This is a genomic window from Caballeronia sp. LZ029 (assembly GCF_031451275.1).
Lineage (GTDB): Bacteria > Pseudomonadota > Gammaproteobacteria > Burkholderiales > Burkholderiaceae > Caballeronia > Caballeronia jiangsuensis.
On sequence record NZ_JARUXO010000003.1, the window covers coordinates 1,215,306 to 1,231,188 of the forward strand.

The following is a 15,883-nucleotide window of genomic DNA, read 5'->3' on the forward strand; positions in this document are numbered from 1 at the left end:
ATGCCGAACCAGCAATGTCCCACGCTCCGGTCAACGGAACTCGGGCGACGGCTGACCGTTAAGGCGGGAGGCGACCATTCCATCTAAAAAGCTCTGACACTAGAAAAATTGATCATAAAGATTATGTCAATTTATAGATTAGCGGCGCCGACCGCAATCGAACAACGGCGCCGATCCAACGACTCAAAGATACTCGACATTCCCGTCGACGCTGATCGACTGTCCAGTGATATTACGAGCAGCCGGTGAAGCAAGAAAAAGCGCCGTGGCCGCGATGTCCTGCATCGTCACCATGCGACGCAATGAGATCTTCTTCAGATAGTCATCCCGCATCGCGTCTGTCGTGATCCCAAGCGATTCCGCCCGCGCGGCGATCACGCGATCCATCCGTTCTCCCTGCACGACACCCGGCAGAATGGCGTTGACGCGAATATCGCTGGGACCCAACTCGATGGCCAGCGATTTGGTGAGCCCCACGAGCGCCCACTTCGTCGCCGCATAGGGCGTGCGAAACGCATAACCGAGCCGTCCCGCGACGGAAGACATCGTGATGATGCCCGCACTCCGCGATGTCTCCTTCATGAGCGGCACCGCCCTGCGCAGAAATTTGAACTGTCCGTTCAAATTGGTCGTGACCGTTTGCGCCCACTGTTGCTCGTCGATATCTTCGATGGCCCCTGTCGGTCCTGCAATCCCGGCGTTGTTGATCAACAAATCGAGGCCGCCCAACGTGCGCTCGGTTAACGCGACGACCTGATCGACCTGACTCGAGTCGCTCACGTCCGCGACACAGCCATGTAACGACGTGCTCGTCGATGTGAATGCATCGACGGCCGCTGCATCGATGTCGCAGATGACGACCTGCGCATCGGCCTGAACGAACGCCTGCGCCATCGCTGCGCCGATGCCCGACGCAGCGCCGGTGATCAACACTCGCAGACCGGGCTGCGGCTTCAACAGTTCAAAAGTATTCATATCGGAAAAGTTGGACTTTCTATATCGAGGATGTCAGAGCGTCATGCCGCCGGACACTTCGATCACCGCACCATTGATGTAGCTCGCCTCGTCGCTCGCCAGAAACGCGTAGACGTTGGCGACCTCTTGCGGCGCGCCAAGGCGGCCGAGCGGCACCTGTTCACGCATCTTGTGCAGAACGTCTTCGGGAATCGTCGACAGAATCGACGTATCGATGAAACCCGGAGCGACCGCATTGACGCGAATGCCCTTCGGCCCGAGCTCCCGGCTCCATGTCTTCGTGAACCCGATCACACCGAACTTGGATGCGGCGTAGTTGGTTTGACCGAAATTTCCGTAGATGCCAACGACAGAGCTCGCGTTCAAGATGACGCCCGAGCCCCGCGCGACCATCCCTTCCGCGACGGCCTGGCTCGCATGGAAGACGGCTCGCAGATTGACGTCGATCACCGCGTCGAATTGATCGAGCGTCATCTTCTGCAGACGCGCGTCGCGCGTAATGCCTGCGTTGTTCACCAGCACGTCGATGCGGCCGAAACGCCTGATCACGCTCGCGACCACCTCGTCCACGCTGAGCCTATCGGTCATGTCGATGCAGTATCCCGCTGCTTCTGCACCTGCTTTCCTGCACGTCTCGGTCACCTCTTCGAGCGACGCCTCGTTGACGTCGCACACGACGACCGTGGCACCTTCCTGTGCGAACTTGTGAGCGGTGGCGGCGCCGATGCCCTGCCCCGCGCCCGTGATCAGCGTTACTTTTTCTTTTAGTCTCATCTTTTCCATTTTTTTATCGATCGTTCAGGATTGCATTCCGGCGGCGCTGCCGTTTCCAGGCGACACGAGCGATTCGGTCTCGCGGCGTATCGCCTTGGCAAACAATGGCACGAGCAGCAAGCCGAGCAACGATGCCACGAGAATGATGTAAAAGCCAGAATCGCTACGTCCCGTGAACGTTTCCGCCAATCCAAACAGGTAAGGTCCGACGAACCCGCCGATCAGCCCGATCGTATTGATGAACGCGAGACCCGCCGCCGCCTGAATGCCGTGCAGTCGCTTCATCGCAATGGCCCAGTACGATGGCAACACGCCCCCCGCAAAAAATGCGGTGACTGCAAGAAGCGTCATGCGCGCCGCAGGAGTGGAAGTCGCGATGAACGCGCACGCGCCGGCAATCAGTCCCACCGTGAGAATGCCGAGGAACGCGCAGTCATTGCCGTAGCGCCGATGAATCCGCGGAAGGATCAGCACGCCCAGCAGAAAGCCAAGGCCGACGCTCGCGGCAAGCACGCCGACGAGCAGTGGCGATTTGACGTGCATCTGCTGAATCATCGATGGTGCAAAGAAGTACAGTCCGACGAACGCCACTTGATTGAGGAAATAGATCAGGCCCATCAGAACGGTCGTGGGACGCTTCAACGCGGCCATCCAGTCCGAAGACGTGAGCTCCGGATGTCCTTGCGCATCGGCGGCTGCGCGCGACTCCAGCGCTTGAGCCTCTTCGACGGACAGCCAGCGGGCGTCGCGCGGACGCTCCGGCATTTTGAAAAAAAGCAGAATGCCGACGAGCACGCTCGGAATGCCTTCGATCATGAACATCCATTGCCAGCCATGCAGGCCGGCGAGGCCATTCATTTGCATCAAGGCTCCGCCGAGCGGACTGCCGAGCATCAGTGCAAGCGCAGGCGCGATGTAGATCCACCCCACGACGACAGGCTTGTCGTTCGGTGCGAACCACAGCGTGACCATATACATGAGCGCCGGAAAGAGCCCCGCCTCGGCGATGCCGAGCAACACGCGCAGAACGTAGAACGACCACTCGCCCTGCACGAACATCATCGCGGTGGAGAGAATGCCCCAGGTCACCGCGATTCTCGCGATCCACCGACGCGGCCCGACGCGATGCGCAGCCAGATTGCTGGGCACTTCGAGCAAGGCATAGCCGATGAAGAAAATGCCCGAACCTAATCCATATGCGGCAGCACTGATGCCCACATCGATTGCCAGTTGAGCTTTCGCCAGAGCCACGTTCGTGCGATCCAGGAACGACATGAAGTAGATCGCGCACATGAGTGGAATGAGTCGCCGCATCGCTTTGTGCGTGGCGATGCGGTGCAGCTTGTCGAATTCGTCGGTGATGTTCATTTTGTCTCCGGGATGGGTCTTCGCCCCGTCTATGAATATTGAAGGTCTTACGGTGTAACCTTGTCGCGCCCCTTCAGTCCCAGCATCGCGCGCGCTTCGTCAGGCGACGCTATTTCGAACGAAAGTTCTTCCAGGATTCGACGGATCTTGCGCACCTGCTGCGCATTCGACTCGGCCTTGACGCCCTTTGCGATATACACGCTGTCTTCCAGCCCGACGCGGACGTTGCCGCCGAGAATGGCGCTCATCGTAACCAGCGACATCTGGTGGCGGCCCGCGCCGAGCACGGAGAAGTGATAGTTCTCGCGTCCGAAGAGACGGTCTGCCGTCGCGCGCATCACGGTCATGTTCTCGGGATCCGCGCCCATACCGCCCAGAATGCCGAACACCGACTGAATGAAGAACGGCGGCTTGATCAAGCCCTGATCGACGAAATGCGCGAGATTGTAGAGATGCCCCAGGTCATAGCATTCGAACTCGAAGCGCGTCCCTTTACCGCCCAGTTCGAGAAGGATGTGCTTGATATCCCTGAAGGTGTTGCGGAAGATCATGTCCTCCATGCCCTCGACATACCCCTTCTCCCATTCGTAGCGCCATGACGACACTTTCGACGCAAGCGGATGGATCGAAAAGTTCATCGATCCCATATTGAGCGAGCACATCTCGGGCGCCGCACGCAGCGGATACGCAAGCCGCTCTTCCAGCGTCATGCGCGTGCTGCCGCCCGTCGTGATGTTGATGACCGCATCGGTCGCCTCCGCGATGGCGGGCACGAACTGTTGGAAGACGTCCGGGTTGGGCGTCGGACGGCCGTCGATGGGGTCGCGTGCGTGGAGATGGATGATCGCCGCGCCCGCTTCGGCGGCCTGAATCGCCTCGTCGCGAATTTGCGCGGGCGTGATCGGCAGATGCTCCGACATCGTCGGAACATGCGTGGCGCCGGTGACAGCGCACGAAATAATGACCTTGCGGGTTGTATCGCTCATCGAGATCCCTCGTCTCCGTTTCTGTTCGACGCATCTCCTGGTCGGAGCGGCGCCTTGTGACTGAGATCTTATTGAGATAGTATTTTCCGGAAAAGGTCTTTTTCGGACACTCGCGAGTCCTCATAGGACAATTGAAACATGGCCACACTCCGACCTCCGCTGAACGAGCGCATGTTCGCGCCTTACAAGATCGCCGCGCTCGTCGAAGTGCTTGCGGAACAGGGAATCGCGCCTGAGGACAGCCTGAACGGCTCGGACGTCACGGTCGCCGATCTGCAGGACGCGTCGGTGCTCACGTCCGTCGGTCAGTACGCGACCGTCTGTCGGAACGCCGTATCGCTTGGCTGCGAGCCGGATACGCCGTTCAGGGTCGGACGCAAGCTGCATCTGTCCGCCTACGGCATGTATGGCTATGCGCTGATGTCGTGTCTGTCGTTGCGTGACTACTTCAAGCTCGGCGTGAAGTATCACAGGCTCGCCACGCCGACCGTCGCAATCGAATGGACGGAGTATCCGGATCGCATGGTCTGGACATTTCCTGACGCGTTCGTTTCGAGTCCGTCGCGCGAACTGCGCGAGTTCATCATCGAGCAGCAATACACCCAGCATGTGACGCATCTTCAGGACGTCGCCGGCGGTGTCTGCCCGCCGATGAAAGCGTGCTTCTCGTATCCCGCGCCCGCGCACGCGGCCATCTACCCGGACTATCTCGGCTGCGAATGTCTCTTCGATCAGGAGCAATGCGAACTGATCTACGACAGCGCGATTCTCGACCGCAAACCGCAACTCGCCCACCCGCTCACGACGACGTTGCTGCAAGAGACTTGCGATCGTCTGATCGGACAGGCGAAGACATCGAGCGGCGTATCGGGCGAGGTGTATCAATGCCTGATGGCCACGCCCGGATCGTTTCCCGACATGGAGACCGTCGCCAGGTCGATGCATCTCACCTCACGCACCCTGAGGCGTCGACTGGACGAAGAAGGCTCGTCGTTTCAGGCGATCGTGGATGACGTCAAACGCTCGCTCGCGCTCGAATACCTGAAAACGACGAAGATGAGCACCGAGGACGTCGCGATGCTGCTCGGCTTCAGCGATGCCGCGAATTTCCGCCGCGCACTCAAACGCTGGACGGGCAAAGGAACCGAGGAATTGCGTCAGTAAGAGCCGCGTGTCATCAAAGACGCAATCCCCGGCTCTTCAGGCGATAAACGAGTTGCGGCCGCGTGATGCCGAGCGTGCGAGCCGCCGCCGATAGGTTGCCGTCCGCCCGCTGTACCGCGCTTTTCAGCAACGCGGTTTCGATGTCGTCGAGCGACGTGGGCTCCACGTCCCCGCCGATGCCCAGCAACAGACTATTCACCTTGCGCGTCACGCGATCGACTTCGTCGCCACCCGTTTCGCCCGCTTGCGCGAGCAAGGAGCGCGATGCCGTCAGCGAGCCATCGTCGCCGATACCGAATGTCCCCGTCTCGATGCTCTCGCCGCTCGTGAAGAGATGGCCGATATCGATCGCGCCGTCATGGTTCGCGAGGATCACGCCCCGCTCCACGATATTCTCCAGTTCGCGGATATTGCCGGGCCAGCCATAGTTCAGGAGCGCATCGAGCGCGCGCGGCGTGAAGCCGGTGACGTTGCGCTCGTGCCGCTCGCGATACTTGCGCAGCATGTGATTGAGCAGCACGGGCAGGTCCTCGCGACGCTCGCGCAGTGACGGCACGCGAATCGGAAACACGTTCAGACGAAAGTACAGGTCTTCGCGGAAGCGCCCCGCGCGAATCTCGTCGCGCAAGTCGAGATTGGTCGCGGCGACCACGCGCACATCCACACGTCGCGTCTCGGTGCCGCCCACGCGCTCGATCTCGCCTTCCTGCAACGCGCGCAGCAGCTTGCCTTGCGCGGTCATGCTGAGAATGCCGATCTCGTCGAGAAACAGCGTGCCGCCATGCGCGCGTTCGAAGCGTCCGGGGCGGCTTTGCGTGGCATCGGTGAAGCCGCCCTTGTCGACGCCGAAGAGCTCCGATTCGACGAGCGCTTCGGGAATCGCCGCGCAGTTCACGGCGACGAACGGGCCATCGGCGCGCTTGCTGATCCTGTGCAAAGTGCGCGCGCACACTTCCTTGCCGACGCCGCTCTCGCCGAGGAACAGCACGGTCGCGCGCGTGCCCGCGACGCGCCTGATCATGTGACACACCGCGTTGAATCCGGGCGAAGCGCCGACCATGTTCTCGTCGCCGAACGCGCCCTGACCGCCCGCATTGTTCGCCGATAGCCCCTGCGTGAAGGTCTGCGCCTGCATGAAGCGCAGATCGTCGGCGGCTTCCTCGCCCCACTCTTCCACCGGCTTGCCGATGATCCTGCAATGCGCCTGCCCGAGCGCGCGGCATTCCACTTCGCGATAGAGAATCGGGCGACCCATGAACACGCTCGTGTAGCCCGCCGCATAGCCGAGCTGCGTCCAGCAGACCGGCTCCGCGCCGATGCCGTAGATGCGCACGTGCTCCTCGTCTTCCGCGCAATTCTTCCAGATGAATTCGCCGTAGTACTGCCCGCGCTCGACATCGATTTCGAGGCGCACCGGCTCCACCACCGTCATGCCTTCGAGCATGTGCAATTGCGGCCCGACCGCGAACATCTCGGTGATGCTGTTCTCCGGGCGCACGCGGCGCGCGAGTTCGGCATCGCGTGCGCCGGAGTTGTAGCCCATGCGTGTGAGCAGGCCGCGCGCGGCATCGATCCCGAGGCTCTCGATCAGCTCGCGTCGCATCGAGCCCATCGCGCCGGTATGCACGAGCAGCATGCGCTGTTCGTCGAGCCAGATGCGGCCGTCGCCGGGAGAGAAGTGCAGCCGCGACATCAGATCGGCGATGTCGGGATAGCGAAGGCTGTCGACCGGGGCGCCCTTGGGCGCGACCATCGACATGCCGTCCTGCGCGTTCACAGACGCTTTCTCGCGGCGTGGCATTGCGTTTGTCTCCTGCTGTCTACTCGTTTTCATGGCACCACGATAGGCGATGTGCGTGTGGCGCGCAATGCTCGGCCGCCCGGTTCGCGGATGGCGGCGGCGGCGCTATCGGGGCCTTCCCTGATACGGATTTGATGAAGCCGCCACGCTGGGAATCACGCGCGTTTCGAGCATTTGATCGACTCGGGAGAATGCGCCGACGGGCATGGAATCGCGCAGCGGAAAAAGCTTCGATGCCTCGCGCGCCCGCCGCACAAGGCTCGCGCCATCGCGCGACGACGCCATCGCTCCCTCTGCATTCCACGATTGGCACACGTGTTGCCTTATAGGGTGCGCACGCCGGTTCCCGATCAAATCATCGATGCAAGGCCGGCCACGTAGACGAAAACCAAGGAGACAGCGATGTCACTGCCCGCTTATGCGCGGCCTCCGCGCACGTTCGACATCACCCGGCGCTATGTGCGCTTCAGGGAGCAGAGGGACGACGGCTTCGTCGAGTTCGACTTTTCGATCGGCGATCCGGAGTTGAGCGTCGAGCTCGTGATGCCGCTGCGGGAATTTCAGTCGTTCTGCCGCGCGAATCGCGTGACCTATCTGACGCGCGACGAAGGCGCGCAGCTCGACATCGATCAGGCGAAGTGGCGCTACGGCCAGCCCGGACTCTCCGAATGATCCCCCACCAAGTCAAACCAGAGGAGTGAGGAATGCAGATCGACATCAAGACGTCGGCCGTCGAGCAGGTACGGCAGACCTTCTCGCACGTCGCGCGGCGGCTCGGCGCGGACAAGCCCGCGTCGCGCTATCAGGAAGCGACTTTCGACCTGCAACCCGAGGTCAACTTTCACTATCGTCCGCTGTGGCAGCCGGAGTTCGAGCTCTACGACAAAGGGCGCACGGCCATCGTGATGAACGACTGGTATGCGTTCAAGGACCCGCGTCAGTACTACTACGGCGCGTACACCATCGCCCGGTCAAGGCAACAGGAAGCGATGGAGAAGAACTTCGAGTTCGTCGCGAGAAGGCGTCTGCTTGCCGATCTCCCCGACGAAGCGAAGGCGCACATCGCGTCGCTCATGGTGCCGCTACGCCACGTCGAATGGGCGGCCAACACGAACAACTGCTTCGTGACCGGCTACGGCTGGGGCACGGCCATCACGCAGGCGACGATGTTCCATTGCATGGACCGGCTCGGCATCGCGCAGTACCTGTCGCGCATCGGACTCGCGCTGGACGGCAATCAGGGCACGTCGCTCGTCGAAGGCAAGGCGCGCTGGCTCGATGATCCGATGTGGCAGGGACTGCGGCGCGTCGTGGAGGACACGATGGTCGTGCGCGACTGGTTCGAGACCTTCGTCGCGCAGAACGTCGTGATGGACGGCCTGCTGTATCCGCTCGTGTACCGGCATATCGACGAGCGCATCACGCGTTTGCACGGTCCGGGGCTCGGCATGCTCAACGAGTTCGCGAGCAGTTGGTTCGATGAAACGAGCCGCTGGGTCGACGCGACCATCAAGACCGCGGCCGCCGAGTCGCCCGCCAATGCGGCATTGCTCGGGCAATGGATCGCGAAGTGGCGCGCCGCGGTTATCGAGGCACTGAAGCCGCTCGCGATCGCGGCGCTGGACGACGACGCGCATCACGCGCTCGAAGCCATCGCGCAGGCGTTCGATGCGCGAATCGCGAAACAGGGCGTGGAGGTGCGTCATGGCTGATTCCGTATTCATCGCGTTCCAGGCGAACGACGATTCGCGGCCGATCATCGAGGCGATTCAGGCGGACAACCCGCATGCGATCGTCAACGCGTTTCCGGCGATGGTCAAGATCGATGCCGTCGGCAGGCTCGTCATCCGGCGCGAATCGATCGAAGCGCTGATCGGCCGCGACTTCGACCTGCGCGAGTTGCAACTGAACCTGATTTCGCTCGGCGGCAACATCGACGAAACCGACGACGAATTCATCCTCGAATGGAAAGCCTGAGCGGCAACACAAGGGAGTCAAGCAAATGAGCACTCAACAATCCGCGCCGAAGAAGCTGAGCATCAAGGAAAACTACGCGATGCTCACACGCGGCCTCGGCTGGGACACCACCTATCAGCCGATGGACGAGGTCTTTCCCTATGATCGCTTCGAAGGCATCAAGGTGCACGACTGGGACAAGTGGGAAGACCCGTTCCGCCTCACGATGGACGCCTACTGGAAGTATCAGGGCGAGAAGGAACGCAAGCTCTACGCGATCATCGACGCCTTCCAGCAGAACAACGGCCAGTTCAACGTCACGGACCCGCGCTACATCAACGCGCTCAAGCTCTTTCTCACCGGCGTGAGTCCGCTCGAATACGCGGCGCATCGCGGCTTCGCGCTCGCGGGGCGCAACTTCCGCGGCGCGGGTGCGCGCATCGCGTGCCAGATGCAGGCGATCGACGAGTTGCGTCATGCGCAGACGCAGGTGCATACGATCAGCCACTACAACAAGTACTTCAACGGCTTTCACGACTTCAGGCACATGCATGATCGCGTGTGGTACTTGTCGGTGCCGAAGTCGTACTTCGAGGATGCGATGAGCGCCGGCCCGTTCGAGTTCGTGACCGCCATCTCGTTCTCGTTCGAATACGTGCTGACGAACCTGCTCTTCATGCCGTTCATGTCGGGCGCGGCCTTCAACGGCGACATGGCGACGGTCACCTTCGGCTTCTCCGCGCAGTCCGACGAATCGCGCCACATGACGCTCGGTCTCGAAGTCGTGAAGTTTCTGCTGGAGCAGGACCCGGGCAATGTGCCGATCATCCAGAAGTGGATCGACAAGTGGTTCTGGCGCGGCTATCGCCTGCTCACCCTGGTCGCGATGATGATGGACTACATGCTCCCCAAACGCATCATGTCGTGGCAGGAAGCGTGGGAGACGTACTTCGAGAAGAACGGCGGCGCCCTCTTCCACGATCTCGAACGCTACGGCATCCGCATGCCGAAGTATCACGATGTGGCGATGAAGGAGAAGGACCGTCTCTCGCACGAGGCGTGGGGCATCTTCTACAACTACACCCACGCCGCCGCGATGCACACGTGGATTCCGTCCGAAGACGAGATGCAGTGGCTCGCGGAAAAATATCCGGACACCTTCGACCGGCTCTATCGCCCGCGCCTCGAACACTGGCGCGACGAGCAACAGGCGGGCAGACGCTTCTACAACATGACCCTGCCGATGCTGTGTCAGACCTGCCAGATTCCGATGGCGTTCACCGAACCCGACGACCCGACGAAGATCTGCTACCGCGAGAGCGATTACCTCGGCAACAAGTTTCACTTCTGCTCGGACGGCTGCAAGGACATCTTCGACAACGAGCCGGAGAAGTACGTGCAGGCATGGATGCCGGTGCAGCAGATCTATCAGGGCAACTGCTTCGCCGAAGATGCCGACCCAAACGCGCCCGGCTTCGATCCGATGCTCGAAGTGCTGCGCTACTACCACATCAACGTGGGCGAGGACGGCCACGAGTTCGAGGACTCGCCCGATCGCAGGAACTGGCTGCGCTGGACCGGCAAGCCGAGCCACGGCGGCGAAGAAGCGCCCGAGGCGCATCGCGACGCTGCGTAAAGACACCACACAGGAGACGAATCATGTCAGTCATCGCGCTGAAGGAAGGCTATACGGGCGAGATCAGGGACCGCGTCGAGAACTATCGCGGCAAGCAATTGCTCTTCGTCGGCTGGGAGGATCATCTGATGTTCTGCGCGCCGCACTGCATTCCCGTGGAAGCGGCGACGCCGTTCAGGGCGCTCATCGACGAAGTGCTTCCGGCGATGTATGGCTCGCATCCGGACTGGCAAAAGGTCGATATGCAGGCCATCGAATGGTTCAGGTCCGGCGAGGCGTTCACGCCCGATTTCGACAGGAGCATCGGCGAAAACGGACTCGGCCACAAGGCGGTCATTCGCTTTCGCACGCCGGGTCTGACGGGCATCGGCGGATCGTGCAGCTAGAACGGAGACGACGATGAGCTACCAACTGACCATCGAGCCGATCGGGCAGACGATCGAGATCGAAGAGGAGCAGACCATCCTCGATGCGTGCATGCGCGCGGGCGTATGGCTGCCGCACGCCTGCTGTCACGGCCTGTGCGCGACGTGCAAGGTGCAGGTGCTGGACGGCGAAATCGAGCATGGACATGCCTCACCGTTCGCGCTGATGGACTTCGAGCGCGACGAGCAGAAATGCCTCGCGTGCTGCGCGACGGCGCAGTCGGACCTGACGATCGAGGCGGACATCGACGAAGACGAGGACGCGCGCCACTTCCCCGTGCGCGACTACACCGGCCGCGTGAAAGAGATGATCGATCTCACACCGACGATCAAGGGCATTTTCGTCGAGCTGGACGGCGACGGCATCGAGTTTCAGGCGGGGCAGTACGTGAACGTGCATATCCCCGGCGAGGACATGCCGCGTGCGTTCTCGCTTGCGGACAGGCCGACGTCGCGCACGGTCATCGAACTGAATGTGCGGCGCGTGCCCGGCGGCAAGGGCACGGGTTATCTGCACGAACAGATCAGGTCCGGCGACGAGATACGCTTCAGCGGTCCTTACGGGCGATTCTTCGTACGCAAGTCGGACCCGCAGCCGGTGATCCTGATCGCGGGCGGCTCGGGACTGTCGAGCCCGAAGTCGATGCTGATCGATCTGCTCGAAGAGAATGACGCGCGGCAGATCACGCTCGTGTACGGCGCGCGCAATCGCGCGGAGCTTTACTACCACGAGTTTTTTCTGCAACTCGAAAGCGCACACGCGAACTTCACGTATGTGCCAGCGCTCTCCGACGAAGCGTCGGATTCGTCCTGGGAAGGCTTTCGCGGCTTCGTTCACGACGCGGCGAAAGCACATTTCGATGGTGTGTTCCGCGGACACAAGGCGTATCTGTGCGGCCCACCCGTGATGATCGAAGCCGCGATCCGCACGCTCATGCAAGGCCAGCTTTTCGAGCGCGACATCTACACGGAAAAGTTCCTCACCAGCGCGGACGGCGCCGATGCGCTCGCGAAAAGTCCCTTGTTCAAATCGATCTGAATACTGACGGAGACACGCCATGAACCACGATACGATCGACACGCTCCTGCAAAAGATCAACGACAGCGCGACGAGCGAAGGCAACCCGCGCACGAAGGCGATCGTGAACCGCATCGTGCGGGATCTTTTTTATACGATCGAGGATCTCGACATCACGCCGGATGAATTCTGGACCGCGCTCAATTTCCTGACCGAGACGGGACAGCGCGGCGAGTTCGGCCTGATTGCAGCGGGACTCGGCTTCGAGCATTTTCTCGACCTGCGACTCGATGAAGCGGAACAGAAAGCGGGCCTCGAAGGCGGCACGCCGCGCACGATCGAAGGGCCGTTGTATGTGGCCGGTGCGCCGGAGTCGCCGGGCCATGCGCGTATCGACGACGGCAACGATCCCGGTCAGACGCTCGTGATGCGCGGCCGCGTGCTCGGCGACGACGGCAAGCCGCTCGCGAATGCGCTGGTCGAAGTGTGGCACGCGAACCATCTGGGAAATTACTCGCACTTCGACAAGTCACAGCCCGCATTCAACCTGCGCGGTTCGATCCGGACGGACTCGCAAGGCGGCTATAGTTTTCGCAGCGTCGTGCCGGTGGGCTACAGCGTGCCGCCGGGCGGCAAGACGGAGCAACTTCTCGATCGGCTCGGCAGGCATGGTCACCGGCCCGCGCATATTCACTTCTTCGTCTCGTCGCCGGGTTATCGCAAGCTCACGACGCAGATCAACATCGAAGGCGATCCGTATCTGTGGGACGACTTCGCGTTCGCCACGCGCGAAGGACTCGTGCCGGAGCTGAAGAAGGCCGAAGGCGCGGAAGGCGAGCGGTACGGCGTGCATGGCAACTTCGCGCTGATCGATTTCGACTTCACGCTCTCGCGCGAACGCAACGACGTGCCGACAACGGAGGTGAGACGGGCGCGCGCCGTTGCGTGATCCCCGATGCTTCGAACCATAACGAAATAACGACATTCAAGGAGACGCGATGAAGCACCTCATCAGCGCATGCGCGATCGTATGCGCCCTGCTCGCGATGTCCGGCGCGCAAGCCGGAAACGTCGACAAGCGCCCGAACATTCTGCTGATCCTGGCGGACGATCTCGGCTACTCGGACATCGGCGCATTCGGCGGAGAGATCGACACGCCGAATCTCGATCGGCTCGCGAAAGACGGCCTGCGCATGACCGACTTCTACGCGTCGCCGTTCTGCTCGCCGACCCGCGCGATGCTGATGTCGGGCGTCGACAATCATCGCGTCGGACTGGGTGGCATGGCCGAACTGTTGACGCCCGCACAGCGCAGCGCGGCGGGCTATGAAGGCTATCTGACGCATTCGGTCGTCACGTTTCCGACGCTGCTCGAGCACGCGGGTTATCACACTTATATGGTCGGCAAGTGGCACCTCGGCCTGACCGAAGAGTACAGTCCCGCCGAGCGCGGCTTCGAGCAGTCGTATGCGATGGTGCAAGGCGGCGCGAGCCACTTCGACCAGACCGGCATCATCACGACCGATCCCGACAGGACGCCCAAGGCGATGTATCGCGAGAACGGCAAACTCGTCGACCTGCCGGACAATTTCTATTCGACCACGTTCTATACCGACAAGATGCTGTCGTTTATCGACAGCAACAAGGACGACGGCAAGCCGTTCTTCGCCTATGTCGCCTACACCGCGCCGCACTGGCCGCTGCAGGCGCCCGACGAATACATCGCGAAATACGAAGGCAAGTACGACGTCGGTTATGAAGCCATCCGTGCGCAACGCCTCGCGCGCATGAAGGCGCTCGGCATCGTTCCGAAGGATATGCAGACCTACGAGGGCAACGACACGTGGCCGAAATGGAGCGCGCTCACGCCCGTGCAGCAGCGTATCGAGGCAAAGCGCATGGCCGTGTACGCCGCGATGGTCGAGGCGATGGATGCGCAGATCGGGCGCATCGTCGCGCATCTGAAGGAGACTGGCCAGTACGACAACACACTCATCCTCTTCATGTCGGACAACGGCGCGGACGGCAACAGCATTCTCGACGAAGCAGCCGATCGCGACTGGATCAAACGCCACGCCGACAACAGCATCGCCAATACGGGACGCAAGGGCTCGTTCGTCGAATACGGTCCTGGCTGGGCTCAGGTCAGCGCGACGCCGCTGCATCTGTACAAGGCTTTCGCGCATGAAGGCGGCATCGCGGTGCCGAACATCGTCGTGATGCCGCGCTCTTCCCGCACCGGACAGATCAGCCGCGTGCCCGCGCATGTGACCGACATCGCGCCGACCATCCTGCAAGTCGCGGGCGTGCAGCCGCCCGATGGCCAATACGACGGCCGGCCGGTGTTCCGCATGCAGGGCACGTCGATGCTGAGCTTTCTGAGCGGCCAAAGCAACAAGGTGCACACGCAGTTCACCGAAGGCTGGGAACTGAACGGCCGCCGCGCGATGCGCAAGGGAGACTGGAAGATCGCGTACGCGAACAAGCCTTGGGGCAAGGATCGCTGGGAGCTTTATCACCTGAGCGTCGACCGTTCGGAACTGCATGACGTCGCCGCGCGCTATCCCGCGAAGCTGAAGGAACTCGTCGCGGATTACGCGAAGTACCAGACGGCCAACGGCGTTCAGGATATTCCCGGTCTCGCGGAACGTCCCGGCTACAGCAACGGCACTCACTACTACCAAGATGAACTCGACACGAATCAGTAAGCGGGGCGCGCTCGCCGTCGCGTTGTTTGCGGCGGCGTGCTCATCGGCGTTCGCGTCGGCGGACAAGCCGCTGTGCGAGGCTTACCGCGGCGTGCCCGCCGGCTTCGGCGCGGCGCACGGCAGCGCGCCGAATCGCGCCGGGATGATCCCGATACCGGCCGGTCGATTCCTCATGGGCTCGACGGAAGGTTATCCGGAAGAGCGCAATGTGCAGCCCGTGAAACTCGACGGCTTTCTGATCGATGCGCACGAAGTGACCAACGCGCAGTTCGCGCTGTTCGTGCGCGCGACGGGTTACGTCACCGAAGCGGAGCGCAAGCGCGACCCCGCGGATTTCCCCGGCGTGCCCGATGAGCAGTTGCAGCCGGGTTCGGTGGTGTTCGTCTGGCCCAGCGGCGCGGAGCAGTTCGAGCAGTCGTATCGCTGGTGGCGGTTTCGCGCCGGTGCGAACTGGCGGCATCCGTATGGGCCGGGCAGCAGCATCGTGGGAAAGGATAACTATCCGGTCGTGCAGGTGACTTATCGCGATGCGCAGGCTTACGCGAAGTGGCTCGGTCACGATTTGCCCACGGAAGCCGAGTACGAGTACGCCGCGCGCGGCGGCAAGGAAGGCGAGACATTTCCGTGGGGCGACACGTTCAAGGTCGGCGGCAAGTACATGGCCAACACGTGGCAGGGCGATTTTCCGGCGCACAACGAAACCAGCGACGGACACAGGGACGCCGCGCCCGTCGGATGCTATCCCGCGAATGGATATGGCCTGCTCGATCCCGTCGGCAATGTATGGCAATGGACCCGCGATGTGTACCGGGACCGGCATCCCGCCGAGGAAGCGGACAATCCGCTCATCGTGAAAGTGGCCGCGCCGTTCGACAACGAAAATCATCCGGCGCGCGTCATCAAGGGCGGCTCGTTCCTGTGCGCGCCGAACTTCTGCGTGCGCTATCGTCCCTCATCCCGACAGCCTCAGGACCCGACGCTCGGCACGGTGCACATCGGCTTCCGGACGGTGTTGAGGGCATTCTAGAACCGGGATCGCGACGGTGCGGTTGTGGACCGGACCAGGCTCGGC

15 protein-coding genes are annotated in these 15,883 nt (G+C 61.9%); 10 read left to right on the top strand and 5 right to left on the bottom strand.

The window, feature by feature from the left end; genetic code table 11:
• Positions 1 to 183: 183 nt before the first annotated feature.
• The 4 genes from QCE73_RS24800 to QCE73_RS24815 are packed head-to-tail and all read right to left on the bottom strand — an operon-like array spanning position 184 to position 4,103.
• Complete coding sequence (locus tag QCE73_RS24800; protein ID WP_309883983.1) at positions 184 to 975, bottom strand: SDR family oxidoreductase; 792 nt, start codon at positions 973 to 975, stop codon at positions 184 to 186.
• A gap of 33 nt (positions 976 to 1,008) precedes the next feature.
• Entirely contained in the window at positions 1,009 to 1,749 is a 741-nt protein-coding gene (gene fabG, locus QCE73_RS24805) for a 3-oxoacyl-ACP reductase FabG (protein WP_309883984.1), read from the bottom strand.
• A gap of 24 nt (positions 1,750 to 1,773) precedes the next feature.
• Positions 1,774 to 3,117 (bottom strand): MFS transporter, encoded by a 1,344-nt coding sequence (locus tag QCE73_RS24810; RefSeq protein WP_035499836.1) that lies wholly within the window; start codon positions 3,115 to 3,117, stop codon positions 1,774 to 1,776.
• Between the two features lie 47 nt (positions 3,118 to 3,164).
• Positions 3,165 to 4,103, bottom strand: coding sequence for a 3-keto-5-aminohexanoate cleavage protein (locus tag QCE73_RS24815; protein ID WP_309883985.1), 939 nt, complete (start codon positions 4,101 to 4,103; stop codon positions 3,165 to 3,167).
• Positions 4,104 to 4,241: 138 nt separating this feature from the next.
• Here QCE73_RS24815 and QCE73_RS24820 point away from each other — a divergent pair, with 138 nt between their 5' ends.
• Positions 4,242 to 5,267, top strand: a complete 1,026-nt coding sequence (locus QCE73_RS24820; RefSeq protein ID WP_309883986.1) for an AraC family transcriptional regulator — start codon at positions 4,242 to 4,244, stop codon at positions 5,265 to 5,267.
• A 13-nt stretch (positions 5,268 to 5,280) separates the two neighbouring features.
• Here QCE73_RS24820 and QCE73_RS24825 read toward each other — a convergent pair whose 3' ends face one another.
• Positions 5,281 to 7,020, bottom strand: coding sequence for a sigma-54-dependent Fis family transcriptional regulator (locus tag QCE73_RS24825; protein WP_309884200.1), 1,740 nt, complete (start codon positions 7,018 to 7,020; stop codon positions 5,281 to 5,283).
• A gap of 450 nt (positions 7,021 to 7,470) precedes the next feature.
• Between QCE73_RS24825 and QCE73_RS24830 the strand changes: the two genes are divergently transcribed.
• Genes QCE73_RS24830 through QCE73_RS24870 form a run of 9 tightly spaced genes read left to right on the top strand, consistent with a single transcriptional unit; the run spans position 7,471 to position 15,838 of the window.
• Positions 7,471 to 7,740, top strand: a complete 270-nt coding sequence (locus QCE73_RS24830; protein ID WP_081818140.1) for a phenol hydroxylase subunit — start codon at positions 7,471 to 7,473, stop codon at positions 7,738 to 7,740.
• Between the two features lie 32 nt (positions 7,741 to 7,772).
• Complete coding sequence (locus QCE73_RS24835; RefSeq protein WP_309883987.1) at positions 7,773 to 8,780, top strand: aromatic/alkene monooxygenase hydroxylase subunit beta; 1,008 nt, start codon at positions 7,773 to 7,775, stop codon at positions 8,778 to 8,780.
• The gene (locus QCE73_RS24840; RefSeq protein WP_309883988.1) at positions 8,773 to 9,045 is read left to right on the top strand and encodes an MmoB/DmpM family protein; all 273 of its coding nucleotides are present in this window, start codon (positions 8,773 to 8,775) and stop codon (positions 9,043 to 9,045) included. The genes QCE73_RS24835 and QCE73_RS24840 overlap by 8 nt, the downstream gene beginning before the upstream one ends.
• A gap of 25 nt (positions 9,046 to 9,070) precedes the next feature.
• Positions 9,071 to 10,660 (top strand): aromatic/alkene/methane monooxygenase hydroxylase/oxygenase subunit alpha, encoded by a 1,590-nt coding sequence (locus QCE73_RS24845; RefSeq protein ID WP_309883989.1) that lies wholly within the window; start codon positions 9,071 to 9,073, stop codon positions 10,658 to 10,660.
• Positions 10,661 to 10,683: 23 nt separating this feature from the next.
• Entirely contained in the window at positions 10,684 to 11,046 is a 363-nt protein-coding gene (locus QCE73_RS24850; protein WP_309883990.1) for a phenol hydroxylase subunit P4, read from the top strand.
• A gap of 13 nt (positions 11,047 to 11,059) precedes the next feature.
• Positions 11,060 to 12,124 carry a phenol 2-monooxygenase domain-containing protein gene (locus tag QCE73_RS24855; RefSeq protein WP_309883991.1) on the top strand — a complete coding sequence of 355 codons (1,065 nt, stop codon included), beginning with the start codon at positions 11,060 to 11,062 and terminating at the stop codon, positions 12,122 to 12,124.
• A gap of 19 nt (positions 12,125 to 12,143) precedes the next feature.
• The gene (catA, locus tag QCE73_RS24860; RefSeq protein ID WP_309883992.1) at positions 12,144 to 13,052 is read left to right on the top strand and encodes a catechol 1,2-dioxygenase; all 909 of its coding nucleotides are present in this window, start codon (positions 12,144 to 12,146) and stop codon (positions 13,050 to 13,052) included.
• 49 nt (positions 13,053 to 13,101) lie between these two features.
• Positions 13,102 to 14,811, top strand: a complete 1,710-nt coding sequence (locus QCE73_RS24865) for an arylsulfatase (protein ID WP_309883993.1) — start codon at positions 13,102 to 13,104, stop codon at positions 14,809 to 14,811.
• Positions 14,789 to 15,838 carry a formylglycine-generating enzyme family protein gene (locus QCE73_RS24870; protein ID WP_309883994.1) on the top strand — a complete coding sequence of 350 codons (1,050 nt, stop codon included), beginning with the start codon at positions 14,789 to 14,791 and terminating at the stop codon, positions 15,836 to 15,838. The genes QCE73_RS24865 and QCE73_RS24870 overlap by 23 nt, the downstream gene beginning before the upstream one ends.
• Positions 15,839 to 15,883: the final 45 nt, after the last annotated feature.